The sequence below is a fragment of the Rhizobium rosettiformans genome, from assembly GCF_016806065.1.
GTDB lineage: Bacteria > Pseudomonadota > Alphaproteobacteria > Rhizobiales > Rhizobiaceae > Allorhizobium.
Window position 1 is genome coordinate 40,195 of record NZ_CP032407.1, and the last position, 22,731, is coordinate 62,925.

The window sequence follows — 22,731 nt, forward strand, 5'->3', positions numbered from 1 at the left end:
CAAAAAGAACGATTGACGGAAAGCGGCGACGGCATGAACGAATTGACAACAGCAACATCAGGGACGTGGCAACAGGGATATGGTCCGATCAGCCACAACGATGAAACGATCGAACGCGTAGCTGCCCTGGCGGCGTCCGGCCTGATCGAACCGGAGGCCCTCTATCGCATCCTTGCCGCAGCCGACCGGCTAACTTCCGCCGCAATGTGGACCGTCGTCCATATGACCTATGCCCAACGTGTCGACCTTGCCGGCGCGCCGCTGCCAGCCGAGGCGTTCAAGTCGACGCCTGAAGGCCATACCGGCGGATCGTTGAACATGGTGCCCGCATTCGTCGGCTATCTCGCCGCCAACGCGATCACCGCGAAAACCCGTTCATGGCTGATGGGACAAGGCCATTCTGTCGCCGCGATCGAGGCGGTCAACGCGCTCACCGGGGATGTTTCTCCCGCGCAGAGGGGCCGCTATGATCGCAGCGAGAAAGGTCTCTCGCAGCTGGCAGCCGATTTCTATTCCTATGCCATTGACGCCGACGGCAAAGCAGCGGTCCCGCTCGGCAGCCATGCCGGGCCGAGCACGGCCGGCGCCATCTCGGAAGGCGGCTATCTCGGCTTCGCCGAGGTCCAGTATGTCCATGCGCCGCTGCCGGGCGAAAGCCTCGTAGCCTTCCTGAGCGACGGCGCGTTCGAGGAACAGCGCGGCTCGGACTGGACGCCGCGGTGGTGGCGCGCCGAAGATTCTGGCCTCGCGATTCCAGTCATGATCCTCAACGGCCGGCGCATTGAGGAACGTGTCCAAATCGCGCAGCAGGGCGGCGCGGATTGGCTCATCGACCACCTCAAGCTCAACGGTTTTGATCCGTTCATCATTGATGGCCGTGATCCTGCCGCCTTTGCCTGTGCCATCATCGAGGCAGAGAAGCGCCTTGAACGCTTTGCGGCTGATCCCGCCCGCAACTATCCGGCGCCAATTCCCTATGTCATCGCCGAGACGGTCAAGGGCTTCGGCTTTCCAGGAGCCGACACCAACGCGGCGCACAATCTTCCACTCGGGGGCAATCCCGCACATGATGAGCCGGCTCGCAACGCCTTTAACGAGGCGTCGCAAACGCTGTTCGTTCCCGCCGAGCAGATCGAGAGCGCCGTCGCTGAAATCGCCGTCTATCGCAGGCAGGGCCGAGAGCCGGAAAGCCGGCACGCGCTCGCGCTGCGAAACCCAGGCGCACCGAACCTGCCCGAGCCGGACTGGACGGTCGCCGGCGATCCGCCCGATTGCGCCATGCATGCGCTCGACCGCTGGTTCGTCCGCGTCGTGGACGCCAACCCCACACTCCGCCCGCGTGTAGGCAATCCCGACGAGCTACGTTCCAACCACATGGGAGCAGCGCTCGACCGGCTGCGCCATCGCGTGAACACCTCTGAGCCAGGCGTCGCCGACGCCATTGACGGCGCGGTCATCACCGCGCTCAATGAGGAAGCTGTTGCCGGCGCGGCGCTGGCCAACAAGGGCGGGATCAATCTGATCGTCAGCTACGAAGCCTTCGCTATGAAGATGCTCGGCGGCGTGCGGCAGGAGATCGTGTTTTCCCGGCGGCAGCGCGAGGCTGGCCAGGAGCCACGTTGGATTTCGGTGCCGCTGGTGGTCACTTCTCATACCTGGGAGAACGCTAAGAACGAGCAATCGCATCAGGACCCGACCATCGGCGAGGCACTGTTGGGCGAGATGTCCGACACCTCACGGGTGCTATTCCCGGTCGATGCAAACAGTGCCGTGGCTGCGCTGCGATCCGTCTACAATGGCCGCGGCCAGGTAGGATGTTTGATCGTCTCCAAGCGCGACATGCCGCATCGCTTCGATGCCGAGGCCGCCGACCGTTTCGCAACAGATGGTGCGGCCCATGTGCAGGGCGAGGCCGAAGGCGCCGAGCTTCAAATTGTGGCTATCGGCGCCTATCAGCTCGAGGAAGCGCTCAAGGCGGCCTATCGGCTTAGGACGCACGGTCGCCATGTGCTCGTGACCGCGTTGTCCGAGCCGGGCCGCTTCCGCATGCCCCGCGATCCGATCGAAGCGGCATTCACGGCGAGTGACGAAAACCTCGCCCCACTGTTTCCGGCGAACATGCCGCGCCTGATCGTCTCTCACACGAGACCCGAGCCTATGCTTGGCCTGCTTCGGCGGCTGGATTCCGGCCCAGAGACGACCGCCGCGCGCGGCTACATCAGCCGGGGCGGAACGCTCGATGTGTCGGGTATGCTGTTTGCCAATCGCTGCTCCTGGGCTCATCTGATCGACGCCGCTGTTCCTCTCACCGGCTGGAGCAGAGACGATCTCCTCGCTCCCGCTGAACGGGCTGCCGTAGAGGGCCGCGGGCATCCCGGCGACATCGCTGCATTCAACATCTGAGGCCATTATGCTGACGCTAACATCTCTCGGCGGTGCGAGCACCGTCACCGGCTCGAAGCACCTCCTCACGAAAGGCGACAAGCGCATCCTGATCGATTGCGGCTTGTTCCAGGGACTCAAGAACCTGCGCGAGCTCAATTGGACGCCGCTGCCCGTGCCCCCGTCCAGCATTGACGCCGTAGTGCTCACCCATGCCCACCTCGATCATTCGGGCTATCTTCCCAGGCTCGTGCGTGATGGCTTCAAGGGTCGAATCTTCGCCTCAGCGGCAACGCGCGACGTGGCGGAGTTGATCCTCAAGGATAGTGGCTTTCTCAACGAAAAGGATGCCGAATACGCCAATCGCAAGGGCTTCTCCAAGCACGAGCCGGCTTTGCCGCTTTACGGCGTGCGCGATGCGGAACGGGCGATGGAAATGTTCACCACTGTGCCGTTTGAAACCGCCTTTCAGCTTCCCGGCGGCGCGATCCTGAAATTCCGTCACGCAGGCCACATCCTCGGTGCGGCCAGCGCAGACATCGAATGGGGCGGCCGCCGCATTGCGTTTTCCGGCGACCTTGGGCGCTACGACGATCCTCTACTTCCCGATCCGGCTCCCGTTCCGGATGCTGACTACATCGTCGTCGAATCAACTTATGGCAACCGGACACACGATCCCGCAAACACGACCGAGGTGCTGGGAGAGGTTGTCGAGCGCACCGTCAAGCGTGGCGGTACGGTGATCATCCCCGCCTTCGCGGTCGGGCGTGCGCAGTCTCTCCTTTATCATTTGTGGAAGCTACAAACGGCAGGCCGGCTATCCGGGGTGCCGATTTATCTCGACAGCCCCATGGCAATCAACGCTACGGACCTCCTTCACGCGCACAGTGACGATCATCGTTTGACGCATGACGAATGCACGTCGATCTGCAAGATCGCCACCTATACCCGCGACGTCGAAGGCTCCAAGGCGATCACGGCCAGTGTCTGGCCCAAAGTCGTGATTTCCGCCAGCGGCATGGCGACGGGCGGTCGCGTGCTTCATCATCTCAAATCCTTCGCGACCGATCCGAAGAACACAATCCTGTTCTCCGGCTATCAGGCTGCGGGAACGCGGGGGCGGGCCATGGTTCAAGGCGCGCGAGAGATCAAGATCCACGGTCAATGGATACCTGTCAGGGCAGAGGTCGACGATCTGTCGGTGCTCTCGGCGCATGCCGATAGCAATGAGTTGATGCGCTGGCTCTCGGGCTTCCAGCGTGAGCCGTCCCGTGTCTTCATTGTCCACGGTGAGGACGAGGCATCGGAAGCCCTGCGCGCCCGGATCGATCGCGAACTGGGCTGGAATGCCACTGTGCCACGTCAGGACCAGGTGTTCGACCTATGACCACGCTCCTCTCTCATGCCGGTCCAGAACAACCAACTCTTCGTGTTCGGCGCCTGCGATTGCACACGCAACACCAGCCGGTCGTCGTCATGCGCACTGATTGTCATGTCTGTCGCTCGGAAGGGCTTTCCGCCCGCTCGCAGGTTCTCGTCTCGGGTGGCGGACGGGAATTACAGGCAACGCTCTTCCAGGTGGAGGACGACGGACTATTGGCCCTTGACGAGGTCGGGCTCTCCGAAACCGCCTGGGGGATGCTGAATCTCGCCGAGGACACCGAGGTACAGGTTACACATGCACCCGCTGTCGAGTCGCTGGCAAGCGTACGCAGGCGCATCTACGGCAACCGGCTTGACTCGCGCGCCCTCACGGAGATTGTGCAGGATGTGATCGCCGGCCGCTACACGGACGTGCAGCTTGCGGCGTTCCTGACCGCGAGCGCGGCGTTGCCACTCGACGAGAACGAGACGGCCGACCTCACCGGTGCGATGATCGCAGTCGGCGACCGGTTGCAGTGGGATGCCCCTGTTGTCGTCGACAAACATTGTGTCGGCGGCCTGCCCGGGAACCGAACCACCCCGATCGTCGTGGCGATCGTTGCGGCGAACGGGCTCATCATGCCGAAAACGTCCTCCCGTGCCATTACCTCGCCCGCCGGTACTGCCGACACGATGGAGACCCTCGCACCCGTGGATCTCGACATTGCCGCCCTGAAACGCGTGGTCGAGGCCGAAGGAGCTTGCATCGCGTGGGGCGGAGCGGTCCACCTCAGTCCGGCTGACGACATCTTCGTACGCGTGGAACGCGAACTTGACGTCGATACGGAAGGCCAGCTCATCGCCTCCGTCCTCTCCAAGAAAATCGCCGCGGGATCCACCCATGTCGTTATAGACATCCCGGTCGGCCCGACCGCCAAGATGCGTAGCGAGGAGGCCGCATCCCATCTCGCAACGCGGATCACAGCGGTCGCGGCCCGCTTTGGCCTGACGGCCAAATGCCTGCAAACCGATGGGTTGCAGCCGGTCGGTAGAGGCATCGGTCCCGCGCTTGAGGCGTTCGACGTACTAGCGGTCCTGCGAAATACGCCAGATGCGCCGGACGATCTACGCACGCGCGCCGCGATTTTGGCGGGCGTAGCGTTGGAGATCGGCGGCAAGGCCGAGAATGGAAAGGGGTTGGCGCTTGCACTCGAAACGCTCTCTGAGGGGCGCGCCTGGAAAAAGTTCGAGGCGATCTGCATAGCCCAAGGTGGGATGCGAACGCCGCCCAGCGCACTGCATGTCCATCCACTCGAGGCTCCGCATGCCGGACGAGTCGTTCATATCAACAACCGCAAGCTTTCCCGGCTTGCCAAGCTTGCTGGCGCACCGGAGGCCAAGGCGGCCGGTCTCCATATGGAAGTTCGCCTGGGTGATGAGGTCGACCGTGGGCAGCCGCTTCTCCACATCCACGCGGAAACGCCGGGTGAATTGGCCTACGCACTCGACTATGCCGCTGGCGCCGGGGACATCATTGAGGTCGAGACCTGAATTGGCTCAAGCGCGGTAAGGTCGGCAACCGGCTTCGGCGCAGCTTGGGTGCCTGACACAAACGACGCGTAGCTTTTCGCAAGCCCCCGCGGGAAGGAAGGTTTGCAACTTAGCTGCCGGACCACGGGTCGATACGCCGGACCGACCCGTCATGAGGTAGTGGCCGTAACCGCTTTCTCAGTGGATGCCGTTCGCGCGCTGCAATTCGCGAATATAGGCGGTGATCGCCTCGATCGACGTGTCGCTAACACCCTCTACCGGCGCCATATTGCCAAATCGCCAGTGGTGGGCACGCACCCCTTGGCGTACAGCAAGCGTGAAGGCCATATCACTATGGTGGCTCGGCTCGTAGATCTTATGGATCAATGGCGGCGCAAGCCCGTCCCGACCCGACCCGTTCGGTCCATGGCAACTGGCACAGTTGGCGTCGAACGCGGTCTTGCCCTGTTCGGCCATCGGCGAAAGCGATGACGACACTACGACCTGAACGATGGGCTCGCCGGTGCCAGAACTGTCCTGCCGATTCTGCGTCCACCAGATGGCAGCGCCGGCAAGCGCTACGGTAACCACGGCAACAAGTGTTTTGTTCATGTTCAATCCTGCGGGACCAGCGGCCTCCCGCCATAGGCGGGAGGCCTTCGAAATCAGGCGGCGACCACGAATTCGGTCATCATCCCGGTCGAAAGATGTGGCATGTGATGACAATGCAGCATCCAGCGCGCCGCCTCACCCGCATCCACGGCGATCGTAGCCATGGTCATAGGTGGAATATAGAGGGTGTCACGCATAGCCCCGCCCATCCTGCGTCCGCCGATCTCCACCACCTGGAAATGATGGCCATGCAGGTGCATTGGATGTCCCATCATCGACATGTTGTGAAAGCGGATCTCGACGCGGTCCCCGCTGCGCGCCGAAATCGGCAGATGCTCACCCCAGGTCTTGCCGTCGATCGTCCAGACATAGGGCTGCATCTGCCCGCCTAGCATAACGTCTATTGGACGGATGGCGCCGCGATCGGCAAGACCGGTCACTGCACGCAGGCGGGATTCCTGTTCCATCCCGATGTCGAACGCGGGCGCGTCGGCTTCGGCAAGGGAATCGATACGGCGAACCTGCGCGCCGGGCGTCGCAAGAATCAGTCCCGTCCGTTCACGAGCCCCTTCACGAAGGGCCAGGACGGGCCAGGCACCGGTGTCTGGCAATTCAAGCTCCAGATCCAAACGCTGCCCCATCGAAAGGCCGAACCGATTGCCAGGTATGGGCTCGATCGGCTGACCGTCGACAGCGACGAGCCGGCCCGGCAGATCGCCGCTATCGATCCAGAAGCTCGTCGCGGCGGCCCCATTGATCACTCGCAGCAACACCCGTCCGTTCGCTTCGACCGGAACCGTATCCGGATCGTCCAGGGTGCGGTCATTGGCCAGATATGCGTCGAAATCAAAATCGTTCAGATCCATCTGCATGGAATCCATCCCACGCATCCCAGCCATATCGTGCCCGCCCTGACCCGCACTCGGCATGGAGCCGTGGCCGCCATGATCCATGCCGGACATGGCATTGGCTTCGCCCATATCCCCGTGCCCTGCACCAGAAACGATCTCGGCGAGCACCTCTTCGGCCGGGCGGAAGCTGAAGTCATGTAAGAACATCACCACCTCCTGCCGGTCGGCCGCGATCTCTTCAGGACGCCGGACAACAAGAGGGGCCGCCAGCATCTGCATTTCTTGAATGGGAATGTGACTGTGCATCCAGTGCGTACCTGCCGACGGTGCGAAGTCATAACTGCGAACCTCGCCCGGCTTTAACGCAGCCAGGGGCGCGTCGGGTACGCCATCCTGCACGTTGGGCGGGATCTGCCCGTGCCAGTGAATGATCGTCTCGACATCCAGATCGTTGGTCAGATCGACCGTGAAGCGCTCGCCCGGATCGAGCATGACACCGGGTCGTCCGTCTGGGCCGATCAGCCCAAAGACAGACGCGGCCCGTCCGCCAATATCGAGTGTGCGGCGGCCGGCAGTTAGTTGGATGGGGGTTGCCGATTGTGCGAATGCAAACTGCGGAATATGCGCGTACGCTAGTGTTGCCGCACCTGCGGCAAGGAAGCCACGTCGTGAGAAATTTATCATGATTATCTCCTCGGAACGTCTCGTCCCGTTTATCTGATCTAAGGTTGTCGTGGGCTCAAGCCCACGCGATCAAAGGAGACGAAGCTTGGGAGGGCGGAGATTAACGCCAGGATTATGGCTCAATACTGCCGGTATAATAGTAGGACCATAATCTTCCCTAGCGTGGAAGACGCTGGCACCCCCACGTTCCGGGATGACAAAGTTGAGTAGCCCTGTGCAGACAGCTGCACACATGGCGGCGCTCTGCGATGCGCAGTCCTGCTCCATTTCGCAGGACTGCGCATCGTATTCGGCAACCATGGCGGTGACGTGATACATCTGGACGCCATCAGCCGTGCTGGAATTCATGCGCACCATGTGGCCCGCGTTCGCCGTCGAGGCTACGGCGAACGCGAACACTACAAACAGTGCAAAGAAGCGACCAATCATTCCGCACATATCACATTGTTGCACCCGACGTTCAAGCAGTCGAACCACCAAGGTGCCGAAAATCATTGCTAGAAACACCGAGAAAATTCGATGCTATCAAGAGTTCGACGAGGAAGGTCGCACTCAAACCCGCTTATGTCGGACGTGGCGCCGCCTAGCGGCGGGTCCGTCGCTGACCGACATCGTCAACGGTGCTGAGTAGCCGGATATCCTGCTTTTGCGAGTGCGGCCTCAAAGGCCTCACGAGACTGCTCGGACATGACCACTATCTTCCTGCTCGATAGGTCAGGAGTGACCTTGGCGACGGGGTCGACGGATTGAATCGCCTTGGTGACGCTGCGGACACAACCGCCGCAGGACATATTCTGGATATCAAATTGCATGGGAATCTCCTGTTCATCGCTCATGCCATTTCAGATAAGGCTTCCCACCGTTGGAAGGTCAAGTCCCAATGCCAATAAATTGCTATTGACCTTCCCATCGTTGGAAGCCCTATCTTGCGCTACGAATGCCGAAATTCGTACGCAAGGAGCCGCAATGAACGCCCCGCTTAAAGATCATGCAGTTTCATTCGAACCAGTAACACTTCGCATTGAGGGCATGAGTTGTGCCTCATGTGTGGGCCGCATTGAGAATGCGCTGAAGGCCGTACCGGGTGTCGCGGACGCCAGCGTTAACTTGGCAACAGAGATGGCCGATATTTCGTTCACTGCTCCCGTCGAGCACGGCGCCCTCGTGTCCGCGGTTGAGGATGCGGGGTATTCGGTTCCCGCAACCCACACCGAGGTCATCATTGAGGGCATGACCTGCGCGTCATGCGTGGGGCGCGTCGAAAGCGCGCTCAATGCGGTTCCAGGCGTCACGCAAGCGACAGTCAACCTCGCCACGGAGCGCGCGAGCCTGCAGGGAAATGCCACCGCTGCCGATCTTATAAAGGCAGTCGAAAGGGCGGGTTATACGGCCCGAGTGGTCGATGGCGGTTCACAGCAACAGGACGAGGACGCCGCCCGTAAGGATCGCGAGCAGGCAGAGTTGCAGCGCGCCGTCCTTACTGCGGCGGTGCTGACGCTTCCGGTATTCGTATTGGAGATGGGCTCGCATCTCCTCCCGGGCATGCACGACCTCATCATGCGCACGATCGGAATGCAGTGGAGCTGGTACCTTCAGTTTGCGCTTACGACGGCCGTGCTTTTCGGCCCCGGCATCCGTTTCTACAAAAAAGGCTTTCCCGCGTTGGGGAGGTTTGCGCCCGACATGAATTCGCTGGTGGCGGTCGGCACCATTGCGGCCTACGCTTATTCCATGGTCGCGACCTTCGCGCCCTCGCTTCTACCGGCGGGCACGATCAACGTCTACTACGAGGCGGCGGCTGTAATCGTAACTCTCATTCTGCTCGGTCGCTATATGGAGGCACGCGCCAAAGGCCGCACGTCGGAAGCCATCAAGCGGCTTGTCGGCCTGCAAGCCAGGACCGCCCGCGTGCGCCGCGACGGCAAGACGGTCGAGATCGCCATCGGCGAGGTTGAGCCGGGTGATGTGGTCGAGGTGCGCCCGGGAGAACGCGTGCCAGTGGACGGCGAGGTGACCGAAGGCGAAAGCTACATCGACGAATCCATGATTACCGGTGAGCCGATTCCGGTGGCCAAGGCGGCCGGTAGCGCTGTGGTCGGCGGAACGGTCAACCAGAAGGGCGCGCTCGCCTTCCGCGCTACAGCCGTCGGCGGGGCGACGGTGCTTTCCCAGATCATTCGCATGGTCGAGCAGGCGCAGGGCTCCAAGCTGCCTATCCAGGCGATGGTGGACAAGGTAACCATGTGGTTCGTGCCGGTGGTGATCGGGGTGGCGGTGCTCACCTTCCTCATCTGGCTCGTCCTCGGGCCGGAGCCGGCGCTGACATTCGCTCTGGTGAATGCCGTCGCCGTGCTCATCATCGCCTGCCCGTGCGCAATGGGGCTCGCCACTCCTACCTCGATCATGGTGGGTACGGGGCGTGGGGCCGAGATGGGAGTGCTTTTCCGCAAGGGTGAAGCCCTCCAACTCCTCAAGGACGCCAAGGTTGTCGCAGTCGACAAGACGGGCACGCTCACCGAGGGCAAACCGGCGCTCACCGATCTGGAGATCGCAGGCGAGTTCGAACGCAATGACGTGCTGGCGCACGTCGCGGCGGTGGAGGCCAAGTCCGAGCATCCGATCGCCCGTGCCATTGTCGAGGCGGCCGAAGCCGAAGGGCTTGCGCTGCCGGCGATCAGCGGTTTTGATTCGGTGACCGGTTTCGGCGTCAAGGCCGAGGCGGGGGGGGTGTCCATCGAGATCGGTGCGGACCGCTACATGGAGAAACTCGGTCTCGACGTCTCTGCCTTCGCTGAAACCGCAGCACGCCTCGGTGACGAGGGCAAGTCCCCCCTCTATGCCGCGATCGGTGGCAAGCTCGCAGCCATCATTGCGGTGGCCGATCCGATCAAGGAGACGACGCCCGAAGCGATCAGGGCATTGCACGATCTGGGTCTCAAAGTGGCAATGATCACCGGCGATAACCGGCGCACGGCAGAGGCTATCGCCAGAAAGCTCGGTATCGACAAGGTGGTAGCCGAAGTCTTGCCCGAGGGTAAGGTCGAGACAGTGAAGGCGCTCAAGGCCGAGCATGGCAAGCTCGCCTTTGTCGGTGACGGTATCAATGACGCCCCGGCGCTCGCTGAGGCCGATGTCGGCATCGCGATCGGCACGGGCACCGATATTGCCATTGAGGCCGCAGACGTGGTGCTGATGTCGGGAAGCCTGAGAGGCGTGCCGAATGCCATCGCTCTTTCGAAGGGCACGATCCGCAACATCAAGCAGAACTTGTTCTGGGCCTTCGCCTACAACGCGGCGCTAATCCCGGTGGCTGCCGGGGTGCTCTATCCCGTGTCCGGTGTCCTGCTCTCTCCTGTGCTGGCGGCGGGTGCGATGGCACTTTCGAGCATCTTCGTGCTCGGCAATGCGCTGCGCCTTAAGCGGTGGAAGCCGCCCATGGTGTCGGCGATCGGCAAGGCGCCCCAATCTGGGCGCCCGACAACATCGGATACCTCAAGCAATGTGCGCAAAATGCAAAGGGACGCGGCATGAACATCGGTGAAGCAGCGCGCGTCTCTGGCGTGAGCGCGAAGATGATACGCTACTATGAGCAGAATGGGCTCATCCCGCCGGCTGAGCGAACCGCGTCGGGCTATCGCGACTACTCCACCAATGACGTGCACATGCTTCGCTTCATCCGGCGCGCGCGCGATCTCGGTTTTTCGGTCGCCGAAATTAACGAGCTTCTGGGATTGTGGCGCGACCGCAGTCGCCAGAGCGTCGACGTCAAGCGTATCGCACTGGCCCGTATCCGGGATCTACGCCGCAAGATCGAGGAGATGGAGCAAATGGCAGCATCATTGGAGCATCTTGCGGCGTGCTGCTCGGGCGACAATCGACCCGACTGCCCCATCCTCGCCGATCTAGAAAATCCTGACGATGGCGATCAACCGAAACGGCCGCGTGGCGCGATCAACTAGCGACTTGCGGAACAGGAGAAAAGGGTTCCGCCGGTAGAGGGCCAATGCGCGCGGCTATCGCCGGGCCTTACACACTGGTGAGCGTTGCTAGCAGAAACTGGCTTGAATTGTACGCAAGGTAGAGAATAGTGCACGGGCGACAGCGGTTTGGCCATTGGTAACTCGGTGATACGAAGGTGGAATTTTTTGCTATAAACGGACGCTATCTAACCCAAGATATGAGTGGGGTTCAACGATATGCTCGCAATATAGTTGATGAAATTGATCGACTGCAGACAGCGCAGGGGTCAAGTGTACTTTCACCGTATGGCGTAGATCATCCTCAGTACCGGAATCTTAGTGGTCTCCCTTGTGGGTCCATGTCTGGTTATGCTTGGGAGCAAATCGAACTTCCGATTGCAGCACGTGGAAAACGGCTACTAAATCTCTGCAATATGGCGCCATTGTGGAAAACGGATCAGATAGTCTGCATTCACGACGCGAACGTATTTACGTCGCCCCTCAGTTATAGCGTAGGATTTCGCACCACCTATCGGAGGCTGCAGCCGCTCATTGTGCGCAGGGCACTGAAAATTTCCACGGTGTCTAAAGCCTCGGCGCAACAGATAGCCTGCTATCTGCCCATTCCACTCGCTCAAGTTGAGGTCCTGCCGAACGGCCATGAACATGTACTCGAGTGGAAGCCCGATCGGGCCGTTATCTCGTCCCGGCTTCCGATCAAGGAAAGCGGCAGGCCGTTTGTGCTCGCCATAGGGTCGGATGCCATCCACAAAAATATCTCTCTTATTTTAGATATAGCACCGAGACTTGAGGAGCTTGGGATCAATGTACTGATCACAGGGAAATGCCGACTTGTCGATGGCTCGGGTCCTGTTCCATCAAACGTTTATCACTGTGGGCGGGTGTCTGATGATGATCTGGCTACCTATTCGGTCATGCTCTATGTCTCGCATTTCCGTCGTTCACTGAAGGTTTCGGCTTACCGATCGTCGAAGCCATGGCACTAGGGTGCCCGGTCATCTCGTCAGACCGTGCCAGTATGCCGGAAATCTGCGGTGACGCAGCATTATTGGCCTCACCATCAGATCCTGAACGTTGGGTCCAATGTGTTGCATATCTTCTGCAATCGATGAGTCTCCGCCAGGAACTGGCGGCTCGCGGACGCGAGCGAAGCAAAATCTATTCTTGGAACAAGAGTGCCGAAGGCTATTTAGACCTACTCGCGTCACAAAATTGATTCAGCGTTATAATCACAAGCTCGGGCCCGACCTGGTGAAGCCCCCGCCTTGAACGGATACGAACCGCCGACCCCGCCATTCAGTCATTATGTTCGCGCCGAAAATTCCTGTGCTGTCAGTTGCTTGCTTTCGAGAATGACCGATATGGGTTCTGAGGCTTTTGCTCCAGTTCCGAAGAGCAAAGGCTTATAAATCAGAGTCCTACAGTGCGATCGAAACATGAGTAGCGTTTTGAAACCTGTCCGGCGGAGTCCAGCCGAACCCCTATTCGAGACGACGACGAGGGCATGCCGTTGAAGGGCGCTGGAGCGTTTGGCGCATTAATCGATCATGATGTTCATTAAAGAGGGCAGGCCTTCGATCAGAAGGTTTCGAAGCGACTTAAGGGGCATGCGAAACTTCAGGATGTTCTGACAGAGGAAGATGTCAGAGGAAAATTTCACAAACGACCAGCTCTAGAAGTATCTCTGATCACGCTTGAAGTCTTTGGCGTCACGGAGGAAATTACAGACGCTTACGCCCCGATGGTATTGCCTTAGTCATACGAGCCAATAATCCATTCGTTTGAAGTGGATCCGCCTGGTGATGATTTTCAAGCTCTGTTCCGCCCTTGGGCGGCGGCGGCGATCGATCACCAATGAGTTAGAGGCGATGCACATTCATATGCTGGAACCAAAAGGCAATGACGTCAAATTCGCCATCTATCCAAACATAAAGAACGGCGCCCGCAGTCTCGGCTACCCGTATTCAGATATGGCAAGAACCGACTTCCCTTTTCGCCTAAAAAGCGCAGACGGACATGTACCACATGAGGACGCTGACTAAACGGAAAAGCAATGAGCTCGCGCTTATCGGTAGCGGGCCCGCAACCGGCCGGCGCGCAGAACGCAGTCGACCACCTCTTTTTTCAAACCGATGGGTCGGCGGTCTGTAGATGCTGAGTGAGATTGAACAGAAAAAAATACAGGCCTACAAGACCTTGTTTAGACTCGGCCAATGAGACGTCGGTATGCACACCCTTCGAGGCAATGTCATTCAACCTTCTAGCGAACAGCGAGAGCTGATCGAGCTCCTCTCTGAGCAAGTCCTTCGCCGTCGAGCGGCTTAAGCTCCGAGCGATAAATTCTTGGAGCCTATTCATATATTGTTCCTCACCCAAGGACCGCTCCTTACCATCGGTACAGCGCACCAATCCATTCATCGCCGGAAAAAAATGGTCAGCGACAGATTTCAACGAACGCCTGACCTCCGTCAGCAGCAACGATGAATCCTCGCTGTCGCGTGATGCCACCAACTGTGCTGCCTTTGTCAGCTTGACATAAACTTCATTGGAATGGGCTCGGAAATAATTGTTAACCTCGGTCTGAACCTCAGCTAGGAAGTTCTGCGGATTTGTCTGCAACTGAAGCTGTCGCTCGACTTGGATGGCGTAATTCAGACACCGTGTTTTGAGGCGGGCTCGAATTGTGTTGAGTGCCGTTATGCGTAGACGTATCGATGCCTTTTCCTGAGTGTTACGATCCGTGAAAGCAGCGATGTCGAATGGATCCATTCCAGGAGGGAGCATCATGTCGTTTATCGTACGCTCCCATTGAGAAAGCTCAGCGTCGATCTCGCCCGCGCCGACGCGTAAGACGTTTCTCTCATCTCCATCTTCGTTCTGCCCTAGGCTGAAATCCAAGGTGTGGACTTCGAGCCATCGTTCAAGAGAAAACTCATACAGGTACTTGTGAGCCTCTTTAGTCAGATGGGCCGCGTCGTCGAAGATCACGCGGGCAACCTCATGCTTATTCGGATTGAGCTCGCGCAGAAAGATTGCAGACGATGGATAGTCGTTTAGGTGACGAGCCAAACGCAGGCATCCCATCACTGCCTTTTCGACATTATCGTCTTCGAGGTGATCAAAAATTCGTTCGATGATCGGAGCGTAGTCCATTGTGGTTTTTTCCTCGCTGGAATGGAAAGTGATCAGTCTCTGTTTCTTGGCCAGGAATATTGCGTAGCTGGGTCCGGTTTCGGAACACCGAATGCAACGACGTAATCATTCGCGGGATGTCGCAGCGTGCATGCCGATCCAAGAGAGATCCACGCAGATGGTCCCCTCACGATTTCTATCAGCCAGCATCAAAATCTCCCTTTGTACGGGGAGGTTTGATGCCAAAGTTGCGATCGTGTCCCGGCGCGTGGTGTAGCTGGTTGGTAGCGAAGCCGCTCGCGAGCGCGCCCTCCAATGTGCTGTAGGGAGCGGGCGGCGTAGCGGTGGTCACCAGTGTTTTCCGGTAGGGTCGGGTTGCTTAGAGCCAACCTGAGGGACACCACCGATGACCGACGACATGATGAACCTGCGCTCACTCGTTGAGAAGAGCGCTGATGCAGATTTGCTGCGCGAGATGATCGGCTTTGCTGCCGAGAAGCTGATGGCGCTGGAAGTGAGTGCGAAGACCGGCGCGGGCTATGGCGAGAAGAACAGCTTCCGACTTGCCCAGCGCAACGGCTACCGCGATCGAGACTGGGAGACACGAGCAGGAACCGTCGAACTGCGCATTCCCAAGCTTCGCACAGGCAGCTACTTCCCGAGTTTCCTAGAACCGCGCCGAATGGCCGAGAAGGCTCTGACGGCAGTCATTCAAGAGGCTTACATCCAAGGCGTTTCGACCCGATCCGTCGATGATCTCGTCAAGGCGATGGGCATGTCGGGCATCTCCAAGAGCCAGGTATCGCGGCTCTGCGAAGAGATCGATGACAAGGTCAAAGCCTTCCTCGACCGCCCTATCGAGGGCGAGTGGCCATATCTCTGGATCGATGCCACCTACCTGAAGGTTCGTCGCGGCGGTCGTATTGTCTCGGTAGCGGTCATCATCGCCGTGGGTGTGAACACTGACGGCCGGCGCGAGGTGCTCGGCATGGAAATAGGCACATCCGAGGCAGAAGCGATCTGGACCGAGTTCCTACGCAAGCTGACCAGACGGGGCCTGCGCGGCGTCAAGCTCGTGGTCTCCGATGCACACGAGGGCATCAAGGCAGCCGTATCGAAGGTGCTTTCCGCAACATGGCAGAGGTGCAGGGTTCACTTCATGCGCAATGCCCTCGCTCATGCGGGCAAGAGCGGACGGCGTGTCGTCTCCGCCTTCATCGCCACGGCCTTTGCCCAGGACACCCCGGAGGCGGCAAGCACCCAATGGCGCAATGTCGCCGACCAGATCAGGCCGAAGGTGCCGAAACTCGCCACGCTGATGGATAGCGCCGAGCAGGACGTGCTCGCCTACATGACCTTTCCCAGGCAGCACTGGGCAAAGCTTCATTCCACAAATCCGATCGAGCGTCTCAACGGCGAGATCAAGCGACGCACAGAAGTCGTCGGCATCTTCCCCAACGACGATGCCATCGTCAGGCTCGTTGGGGCGCTGCTGCTCGAGCAAAACGACGAGTGGGCCGTTCAGCGATCCCGCTACATGACACTTGAGACCATAGCAGCAATGAGCGATGATCCACTTATCAGCCTGCCAGCCGCAAGCTGATCAATTCCCGGCTTTGTCCGGAAGGCACGGCCAGCGCCGGAGCTACACCACGCAGTGGGACACGATCAAAGTTGCTGACCCAGGGTATCGTTACAGCCGAAAAATGGCCGACGATTGATCGGAATCGTGGCCGGCTTCAGCACGGAATCCACACTCAGACCGTGGATCCACCTACAAAGGAGAAATTCGATGCCACTCGAATGAACAATTGACAAAAATCGTGAAGTGAAAGGGTCCGAACCAGCGACCCAGCTTAGAGAAATGATTTCATAGTAAAGCGCACGGATTGGCGCAGTTTTATCATGTGCCACAAGGGAGGTTAGCCTTTTCTTCAGGCTTCCAGCATTGATCAAGGTAAGCACAGGCTTGGCAGCAAACGCGAGAGTCGACTGCATGAACTTGGCATCTTTTTTCGCGGCGATCAAGAACGACCTGATTCGCGCAATGATGAGGTTGACCGTCGGGGAAGAAACACTGCGGAGAAACTGAGGGCATCGAGACTGGGCCTCTTACTGCCCTGTGAGGATGGAGACTGCTCCAGCAGTGGAACTGGCAGGCCGCAATACGAGGTTCAGGCAAAATAAAATGATGGTCCGCGCCGGTTGCCGCAAGCCACTCTCCACCGCCCGGGAAAGGGCGCACCAATTCTCGTCCCAGCCTGTCAACCTTAAACCCTGGAAAATTCGAAAGGCTATCGATTTTAAGCTTCCCTGAAAGTTCATGACTACATTGGGCAATCAAGCCATCGATTGCATTCCCGATTTCATCGATATGCCCTTCTATTCGAGGCTTTCCTTCATCATCGTATCCATCTGAGAGCACAAAAGAGGATTCCCCGTTTGTTACGCTGATGACGGCGCCATCCTTTCGCGCGATATGAAGCGCAGGAAAGACTCTCAACTTAGGCTGAACGCCATAGATCTTGCTTCCTTCCTTCTCGACAACTATGTGCACGCCTCGGTAGACGCCACGCACATCATCAACCGCAATATAATTCGATAATTGCGCCGGCCGAAGCGGGATCGGTGCGTCGGCGGTAACTTTTGACCTGTGCAGCAATTCGAAAATTCGCGGCGCTTTCGCGAAAAAGTCTGCTCGCAGAATGAAGACTATGTCTTTTTCAACCGGATTTCCCAAGAATGTCGCAACTGGATTCAGGAAAATGGCCATCCATTCGCCGCTGATGAGTACTGCTCGCGGCAATTCATGGGCGTAGCTCTCCTTAAGGACCTGCACATAGCCAGCCACTTGGCGTAGATAACCGTCCCACGCCTTGTTGATCGGGCAGTCCTTTTCTTGCCCCTGGTCTTTAATGTGATTGAGGCCCTTCACTATCATTGAAACCGGTTCGGATGCCTCAGAAGGATTCCTCGCAGTTATGGCCGGTACGTCCCACGCCTTGGCCTCCACCAGTAAATGAGCCTTGTTACTGAGCGCACTTACACCGAGATAATCCATAAACCTGGTCGTCTCGCCCTTTAGGCGCACCTCTTCACGCACATTCCCGTCGATGCCGCGGTCCCAACCAAGGAGTGCCAGCAATTCATCAATGAACAGTAGACGCGTGTCGTGCTCATGCGGAACCCGGTTAGGATCCAGATCACTAAATGTGTCTCGGTCCTGCTTCTCGAGTTCCAGATCCACCCGCACGAGTAAAGCCCTAAGGCCAAGCTCAAAGTCATTTGCATCACTCCAAGGATTCACTGGAGCAACTCCGGCAACCGATACATCAGCCTGCGCGCCTGCGGCCAGCCAGCCTGCAGAAATATCTCAAGGCATTCGATAAGCTCGCCACGACGCTCCGGGCGACCTGTGAAAAGCACTTTATAGTCGGCAAGAAAGACGCCGAGCATGCGCACAACCAGTCCGGCCCCCAGCGACTCGAACTGATATCCAAACGTCTTCCCGGACCGCAGCAGATCCACCATCATCGCAAAGGCGGCCTCGGGCACGGCGGGAGCCAGTTTTTCAACAAGCTGCAAGAGGTGATAAATGGTATGCGGATCGGCATTCCCGCCAATGTCCCTAATCAATTGGGAATATTCACGCTCGAAAGCGCGCAGAAGCGGCTCGCTGCCCGGATCCTTGTCCGCTTTTTCCTTGGTCACACTGTTCAGCGCGAAATAAAGCTGGCTGCCGGCGGTATCGAGCAGCTGAAAGCAGTTCCTCTTGACCTCTATGGATTGGTCATCCGCTTCCCGCCCTGCCAACTGCTCCTGTGCCGCCCTGACGACAGTTTCGAATATCCGCTTCGTGCGCAAGCGTATGTCGTGTTCGTCCGCTCCGACCCCGCTAATTCCAGAAATGAGAGCTGGGCGAAGCGAAAAAAGGACTGCCTTTATAACTTCGCCATGCTCCCATGGTCTGGTCAGCCATCTGTCGAGCAGTTTCCGGACATCCTCCCGAGCGTACCGAACCCAGAGGATCGTCAGCAGAGGCACGATGCCAACCAGAAGGCGCTGCTCCCGCTCGCTCCCGGGCGCTTCTCGCTCCGCGAGGTAACTGAGCAGTGCCAATGAACGGTCTTGGTCGCTATGCACCATTGCTGTGCCCAAGTGGCCCAGGACGTGCGTGATAACGGCAATATTAGTTTCAATCTCCAGTCGATCGCGCATGATTGACCAGAATTTTTCCTGGTCGACCGACCAAATGCTTCGGACGCGCAGTAAGGCATTCATCCGGACTGCGGGATGCGGGTCCGCAGTCAGCTTCTCAGCGGCTCCGATAAGCCTGGGATAGAGATCCGGTCGCTGGAGAAACAAGTCCCATATCGCATCTGCGGCTTCAACCCGGGCTGCGGGCGAGCCCCAGGATGACGAAGTCTCAAAATTGGATTCCGTATCAGGATGAACTTCTGGATTGTCAGACCTGCTAGCAATGTCGAGCAGGGATACGAAAGTCTCGTCATCCTCCGTTGACACTGGCTCACTGCCAGACCCAAGAAGACGGCGCGAGACGAGCTCGGCGCAGCCTTGCCCGACGAGACCTTCCGCGGATCGCTTCAGTGAAGAATTGACGGCGGGATCTGTGAGGCTGGATCTAAGTGTGTCCAGCAGCTGAAGCCAGCCCTCCAGCCCAAGCTCCGGAGAACTGCCAGCTTCACCGCTCTTGCGCAACCGGACCCTGACCGCATTGATCGCCGCCATTAAAGACGTGTTTTGCTCGACGTCCCGATCGAGGTCAGGGATGTGGTCAAAATCTCCAAACTCGTGGCTACGAACCGTGATCTTGTAACGTCGGTCGTTGTCAGAGACAGGCTCAACCTGGTTTTCATCCAGAAACTGCCTTGCCTCATCGTTGACCAAATCTTCCCGACCAATGCGACCAAATAAGCGCAGGAGAAAATTCCGCCGGGCCGCGCTCGGCTTGACATATTGGTCGAAGTTGAACGCCAGTGCAGACTGTTCAAGCGTCTGGCGTTCAGTCTCCGAGCGCAACGAGATCCCGGCCACTACCGCATCGATGGCATCCTTCTGGGTGTCGGAAAGCAAAAGAAAAATCTCGCTCGTGGCGAAGGGCCAAACGGCAGACAGTAAGTCTCCTTTGCGCTCAGCAGCGCAAAGAAAAATGCGAGACCAAATAACCGCCCAGCTTGCCGACCCGACAAGGCATTCGAATAGCAGTGTAGCGTTTGACTCGGACGTGGTCAGCAGATGCTTCCGGAATTGCCAGATCAGTTTTTCCGCGCCTTCATGCCTCTCTTCGTCGGGATTACTTGCCCAGATGTAGCTGTAATCTTCGCGTACCCTGATTGTTCGCCCGCCAATCACGGCAGTCTTGTCTGTCCGATCGCTATCCCGATGTCCTTTCCTTAAGACATGTCCATCGACAGCGCTGACCAGAGCGGAAACCGCCTCGCGGGGATGTCTCTCAAGAAATTTCGGAAAGTATTCGCCCAGCGACCAGTGGGCCATTTGATAGTCTTGTCGTGCAGAAGAGATCAGCGGCAAGATTCGGCTGTTGCCAAGACTGGTTTTGTGATCGTCGACGACCTCGTGCCCGAACACGATGCGATAGATTTCAGCCGCAAATTCGGGATCGGCATTGCCGATCTTTTCGATCTTGTAGCAGACAGCAGGAACTTCAACATGGCCAAGCCGAGCCAGACGATCTTCGGCGAACAGCCGCGTTAGTAGCCCTCGCGAAGCAGTCGAGTTGGTCTCGAAGGTGTCAATCACGAATTCGAGGCTCCACCGGACTGCGTCATCGTCAGCCTGTTCGAATCCGAATTTTAGCAACTGTCTCGCGGCCTCACCGAGAGCGAGCCGCAGCCTGTCTTCCTTGACCTCCTTCAGGAGATTATCCAGCAATCTGGCCACGGATCGCCACACATCAGCAGGACGCTCTGCCAGATGGCGCGCCAGACGCACCCATGGCTCGATTGGCACTTCCCCCACATCTTCAATCCGGATCGCAAGCGCTCCGACAATCTGCGAGAGCCCGTTCGCTGCTGATGCGCCACTTTCGGCCGAAACCCGGCCCAGCGCACCGCAATCCTCTGGATCTTCAGGGAGTTCGGCAGCCAGCCTGCTGGCCATGATGCGAATGACGGGATCCGCCTCCGTATCGCAGACCAGCGTCCATATGGCAGACCAGAAAGCGGACCGGTTTGTGTCATCCTCCCAAATCTCGTGTAGAATGAAACCTACGGCTGGTGCGATCACGAGCCCTAGGGCGTCGCCTTTCCGAAAGCCAATCGTTCCGGCCTTGATCGCCTCGTAGTCGAGGTACAAACGGGCAGTCGCATAGTCGAACAACAGATGATGCCGGAATTGTATCCAGCGTTTCCGGCTGTCCTCAATGAGCACCCCCTCTTTGCAAAGTCCTTGAAGAACCAGTGGATGATCGGAAGCAGCCGAGGCGAATGGCACCCGGAGCGTCCGTTCTCTGATCATCGCGCCGACGATGTTCGTTAGGCAGGCCCGCGCCTCGAACCCGAGAGATTCGACCCGGCGCTCCCAGTACAACTTAAGAAGCTCTGACTGCGATTGGACGGACCTCAGGGTCTCCGTATGGCCTTGCAAGAGCAGTTCGCTGACCATACGGGTATTGAAAGGAACGCTGACAAGGTCCCGGAGCCTTTCACCAGCACCGTCGAGACAGACCTTTAGCTGAGGAGAACCCGCAAGCAGCTGGGCGAACTCCGACTCCTGCCAGGCTGGAACAACCAAATGTCGCACCCGCGCAAATTCAGGATCTGAAAGATCCGTATCAGGCGGCGAGCCCTTGAACAGCTCCCTGTATTGATGCCCCATTCGAAGATCGAAACTTCGAATAGAGGCGACAACCGTCCATCTTCCCTTGAGCTCAAGCACGCGTTCGATCAACAACCTGAAGACGCTCTCGCCAGGACTTCCGCGCGTGGCATCTAATGCATCGATCATGAGATAGGCGGGACCAACCCCATCCCAGGCTTCAAGCACATCTAAAAGCGGGTGCTCCAAACCGAGTTCCGCCTGCAAGTCTCCAAGCGTCGCGATGGAATATCGGTCGATAGCGAGTTCCAGGACGTCGGCGCGCTGTTTCAAAAGTGACTTTGCAACGAGGCTCATCACGCCGCTTTTGCCGGCGCCGGGTTCTCCGATAATCAGAAGGGGGCCAGTGTGTATCGCCTGTTCGACCGCAAACTGACAATCGCGCGTGATCGTCAGAGACTTTCCACCGGGGACCTCTATCCTTTCGTAGCGCGTAAGGGCCTCGGATACCTCCTTGGAGTGCTTTTTCAAAACTTCTATGTCGTCAGCAAAACGCCTCGGCGGCGGCAAGTGGATCCCGCTACTTGCCAACTGCTGACGCAAGGTGGTGTCGTCCCCCCCACCGCGGTCCTGCATCATCTGCCCACAAATATTTGAGAGCGCGGAGTAAACAGAAACGGCATCGGTCGTAGCCCCGCAAGCCTTCAAAAGTGACCCGGCGGCAAGGGCATGTCCTTGCCCATCGTCGAAGGTGTAGACGCGTACGAATTTTGCAAGATCATGCAATAGGGCCGGAGCCATCGGCTCGCTCGTTGTCCTCGTCCAGGCATCTTCGATGAGCGCTTTGAACACATCTATGGCCCGACGCTGCTCATCATTAAGCTCCCCGCCTCCAGGCTGCCGCCAAATTGCTAGCGCCTCAGGCAACGCAATGCGCACGCGCTCGGATGCTTGCGGACTGACCGCGAGCACCAAACGATCAACTTCGGGATTGAGCGGACGGTTCCAGCGTCTTGAAGCATCGCCGCGCCTGGCTTCGAACCAATGTCGCACGAACTGCCGAACAGTATTGCCAAGAGCCGAGTTCGGGTTGGGAGAGAGATCAACGCTGGTTTTTGCTTGAATGGCAACGAAGCCTCCGTCACTCGTCTCCATGAGGAGATCATCGACCGGCGCCTCTGTCTCAAATCTGATCCAGAGGGGCCGCGCAGCGCCCAGATCGAAAGCAGGATCGAAACGATCGCCCGCCAGTATCCAGGATGCAATCAAAGCGCCAAGCTGCTGCTGGAATCGGATACCCGCAGTCGTGGCAGCGCCTCCGCCGCCAATACGGTCTGAACTCGGGTCGGCCTGCGGTGTATCGGTCAAAACGCTATCGCCTCAATCGGTCGTTGGATTTT

Annotated in this window: 16 protein-coding genes; 9 read left to right on the forward strand and 7 right to left on the reverse strand. The window is 58.5% G+C overall.

Annotated elements, in window-relative coordinates; translation table 11 throughout:
• The first annotated feature begins 33 nt into the window (after positions 1 to 33).
• Genes D4A92_RS24090 through D4A92_RS24100 form a run of 3 tightly spaced genes read left to right on the forward strand, consistent with a single transcriptional unit; the run spans position 34 to position 5,295 of the window.
• On the forward strand, positions 34 to 2,403 hold the full coding sequence (locus D4A92_RS24090) for a xylulose 5-phosphate 3-epimerase (RefSeq protein WP_203021107.1): 2,370 nt from the start codon (positions 34 to 36) through the stop codon (positions 2,401 to 2,403).
• Between the two features lie 7 nt (positions 2,404 to 2,410).
• Positions 2,411 to 3,769 (forward strand): MBL fold metallo-hydrolase RNA specificity domain-containing protein, encoded by a 1,359-nt coding sequence (locus tag D4A92_RS24095; protein WP_203021109.1) that lies wholly within the window; start codon positions 2,411 to 2,413, stop codon positions 3,767 to 3,769.
• Complete coding sequence (locus tag D4A92_RS24100; protein ID WP_203021111.1) at positions 3,766 to 5,295, forward strand: thymidine phosphorylase family protein; 1,530 nt, start codon at positions 3,766 to 3,768, stop codon at positions 5,293 to 5,295. The genes D4A92_RS24095 and D4A92_RS24100 overlap by 4 nt, the downstream gene beginning before the upstream one ends.
• Positions 5,296 to 5,472: 177 nt before the next feature.
• On the opposite strand, the gene D4A92_RS24105 is transcribed toward D4A92_RS24100, so the two are convergent.
• From D4A92_RS24105 to D4A92_RS24120, 4 genes are all read right to left on the reverse strand, one after another.
• The gene (locus tag D4A92_RS24105; RefSeq protein ID WP_203021113.1) at positions 5,473 to 5,886 is read right to left on the reverse strand and encodes a c-type cytochrome; all 414 of its coding nucleotides are present in this window, start codon (positions 5,884 to 5,886) and stop codon (positions 5,473 to 5,475) included.
• A gap of 53 nt (positions 5,887 to 5,939) precedes the next feature.
• The gene (locus tag D4A92_RS24110; RefSeq protein WP_203021115.1) at positions 5,940 to 7,421 is read right to left on the reverse strand and encodes a multicopper oxidase family protein; all 1,482 of its coding nucleotides are present in this window, start codon (positions 7,419 to 7,421) and stop codon (positions 5,940 to 5,942) included.
• Between the two features lie 69 nt (positions 7,422 to 7,490).
• Positions 7,491 to 7,916: a hypothetical protein gene (locus D4A92_RS24115; RefSeq protein ID WP_203021116.1), complete on the reverse strand. Its 426-nt coding sequence runs from the start codon at positions 7,914 to 7,916 to the stop codon at positions 7,491 to 7,493.
• Positions 7,917 to 8,035: 119 nt separating this feature from the next.
• Complete coding sequence (locus D4A92_RS24120; protein ID WP_203021118.1) at positions 8,036 to 8,233, reverse strand: heavy-metal-associated domain-containing protein; 198 nt, start codon at positions 8,231 to 8,233, stop codon at positions 8,036 to 8,038.
• 154 nt (positions 8,234 to 8,387) lie between these two features.
• Here D4A92_RS24120 and D4A92_RS24125 point away from each other — a divergent pair, with 154 nt between their 5' ends.
• The 5 genes from D4A92_RS24125 to D4A92_RS24145 all read left to right on the forward strand — a co-directional run bounded on the left by D4A92_RS24125 (position 8,388) and on the right by D4A92_RS24145 (position 13,443).
• On the forward strand, positions 8,388 to 10,952 hold the full coding sequence (locus tag D4A92_RS24125; RefSeq protein ID WP_203021146.1) for a heavy metal translocating P-type ATPase: 2,565 nt from the start codon (positions 8,388 to 8,390) through the stop codon (positions 10,950 to 10,952).
• Positions 10,949 to 11,380 carry a Cu(I)-responsive transcriptional regulator gene (gene cueR / locus D4A92_RS24130; RefSeq protein ID WP_203021120.1) on the forward strand — a complete coding sequence of 144 codons (432 nt, stop codon included), beginning with the start codon at positions 10,949 to 10,951 and terminating at the stop codon, positions 11,378 to 11,380. The genes D4A92_RS24125 and cueR overlap by 4 nt, the downstream gene beginning before the upstream one ends.
• Before the next feature lie 359 nt (positions 11,381 to 11,739).
• Positions 11,740 to 12,387, forward strand: coding sequence for a hypothetical protein (locus D4A92_RS24135; RefSeq protein ID WP_203021122.1), 648 nt, complete (start codon positions 11,740 to 11,742; stop codon positions 12,385 to 12,387).
• Complete coding sequence (locus D4A92_RS24140; RefSeq protein ID WP_246754181.1) at positions 12,366 to 12,617, forward strand: glycosyltransferase; 252 nt, start codon at positions 12,366 to 12,368, stop codon at positions 12,615 to 12,617. The genes D4A92_RS24135 and D4A92_RS24140 overlap by 22 nt, the downstream gene beginning before the upstream one ends.
• Before the next feature lie 586 nt (positions 12,618 to 13,203).
• Positions 13,204 to 13,443 (forward strand): hypothetical protein, encoded by a 240-nt coding sequence (locus tag D4A92_RS24145; RefSeq protein WP_203021124.1) that lies wholly within the window; start codon positions 13,204 to 13,206, stop codon positions 13,441 to 13,443.
• A gap of 82 nt (positions 13,444 to 13,525) precedes the next feature.
• On the opposite strand, the gene D4A92_RS24150 is transcribed toward D4A92_RS24145, so the two are convergent.
• A complete protein-coding gene (locus tag D4A92_RS24150; protein ID WP_203021126.1) occupies positions 13,526 to 14,554 on the reverse strand; it encodes a hypothetical protein in 1,029 nt (342 codons plus the stop codon).
• 385 nt (positions 14,555 to 14,939) lie between these two features.
• Here D4A92_RS24150 and D4A92_RS24155 point away from each other — a divergent pair, with 385 nt between their 5' ends.
• Positions 14,940 to 16,136, forward strand: coding sequence for an IS256 family transposase (locus D4A92_RS24155; protein WP_203021128.1), 1,197 nt, complete (start codon positions 14,940 to 14,942; stop codon positions 16,134 to 16,136).
• Between the two features lie 300 nt (positions 16,137 to 16,436).
• On the opposite strand, the gene D4A92_RS24160 is transcribed toward D4A92_RS24155, so the two are convergent.
• On the reverse strand, positions 16,437 to 17,840 hold the full coding sequence (locus D4A92_RS24160; RefSeq protein ID WP_203021130.1) for a hypothetical protein: 1,404 nt from the start codon (positions 17,838 to 17,840) through the stop codon (positions 16,437 to 16,439).
• On the reverse strand, positions 17,837 to 22,699 hold the full coding sequence (locus tag D4A92_RS24165) for a hypothetical protein (RefSeq protein WP_203021132.1): 4,863 nt from the start codon (positions 22,697 to 22,699) through the stop codon (positions 17,837 to 17,839). Before D4A92_RS24165 ends, D4A92_RS24160 begins: the two co-directional genes overlap by 4 nt.
• Positions 22,700 to 22,731: the final 32 nt, after the last annotated feature.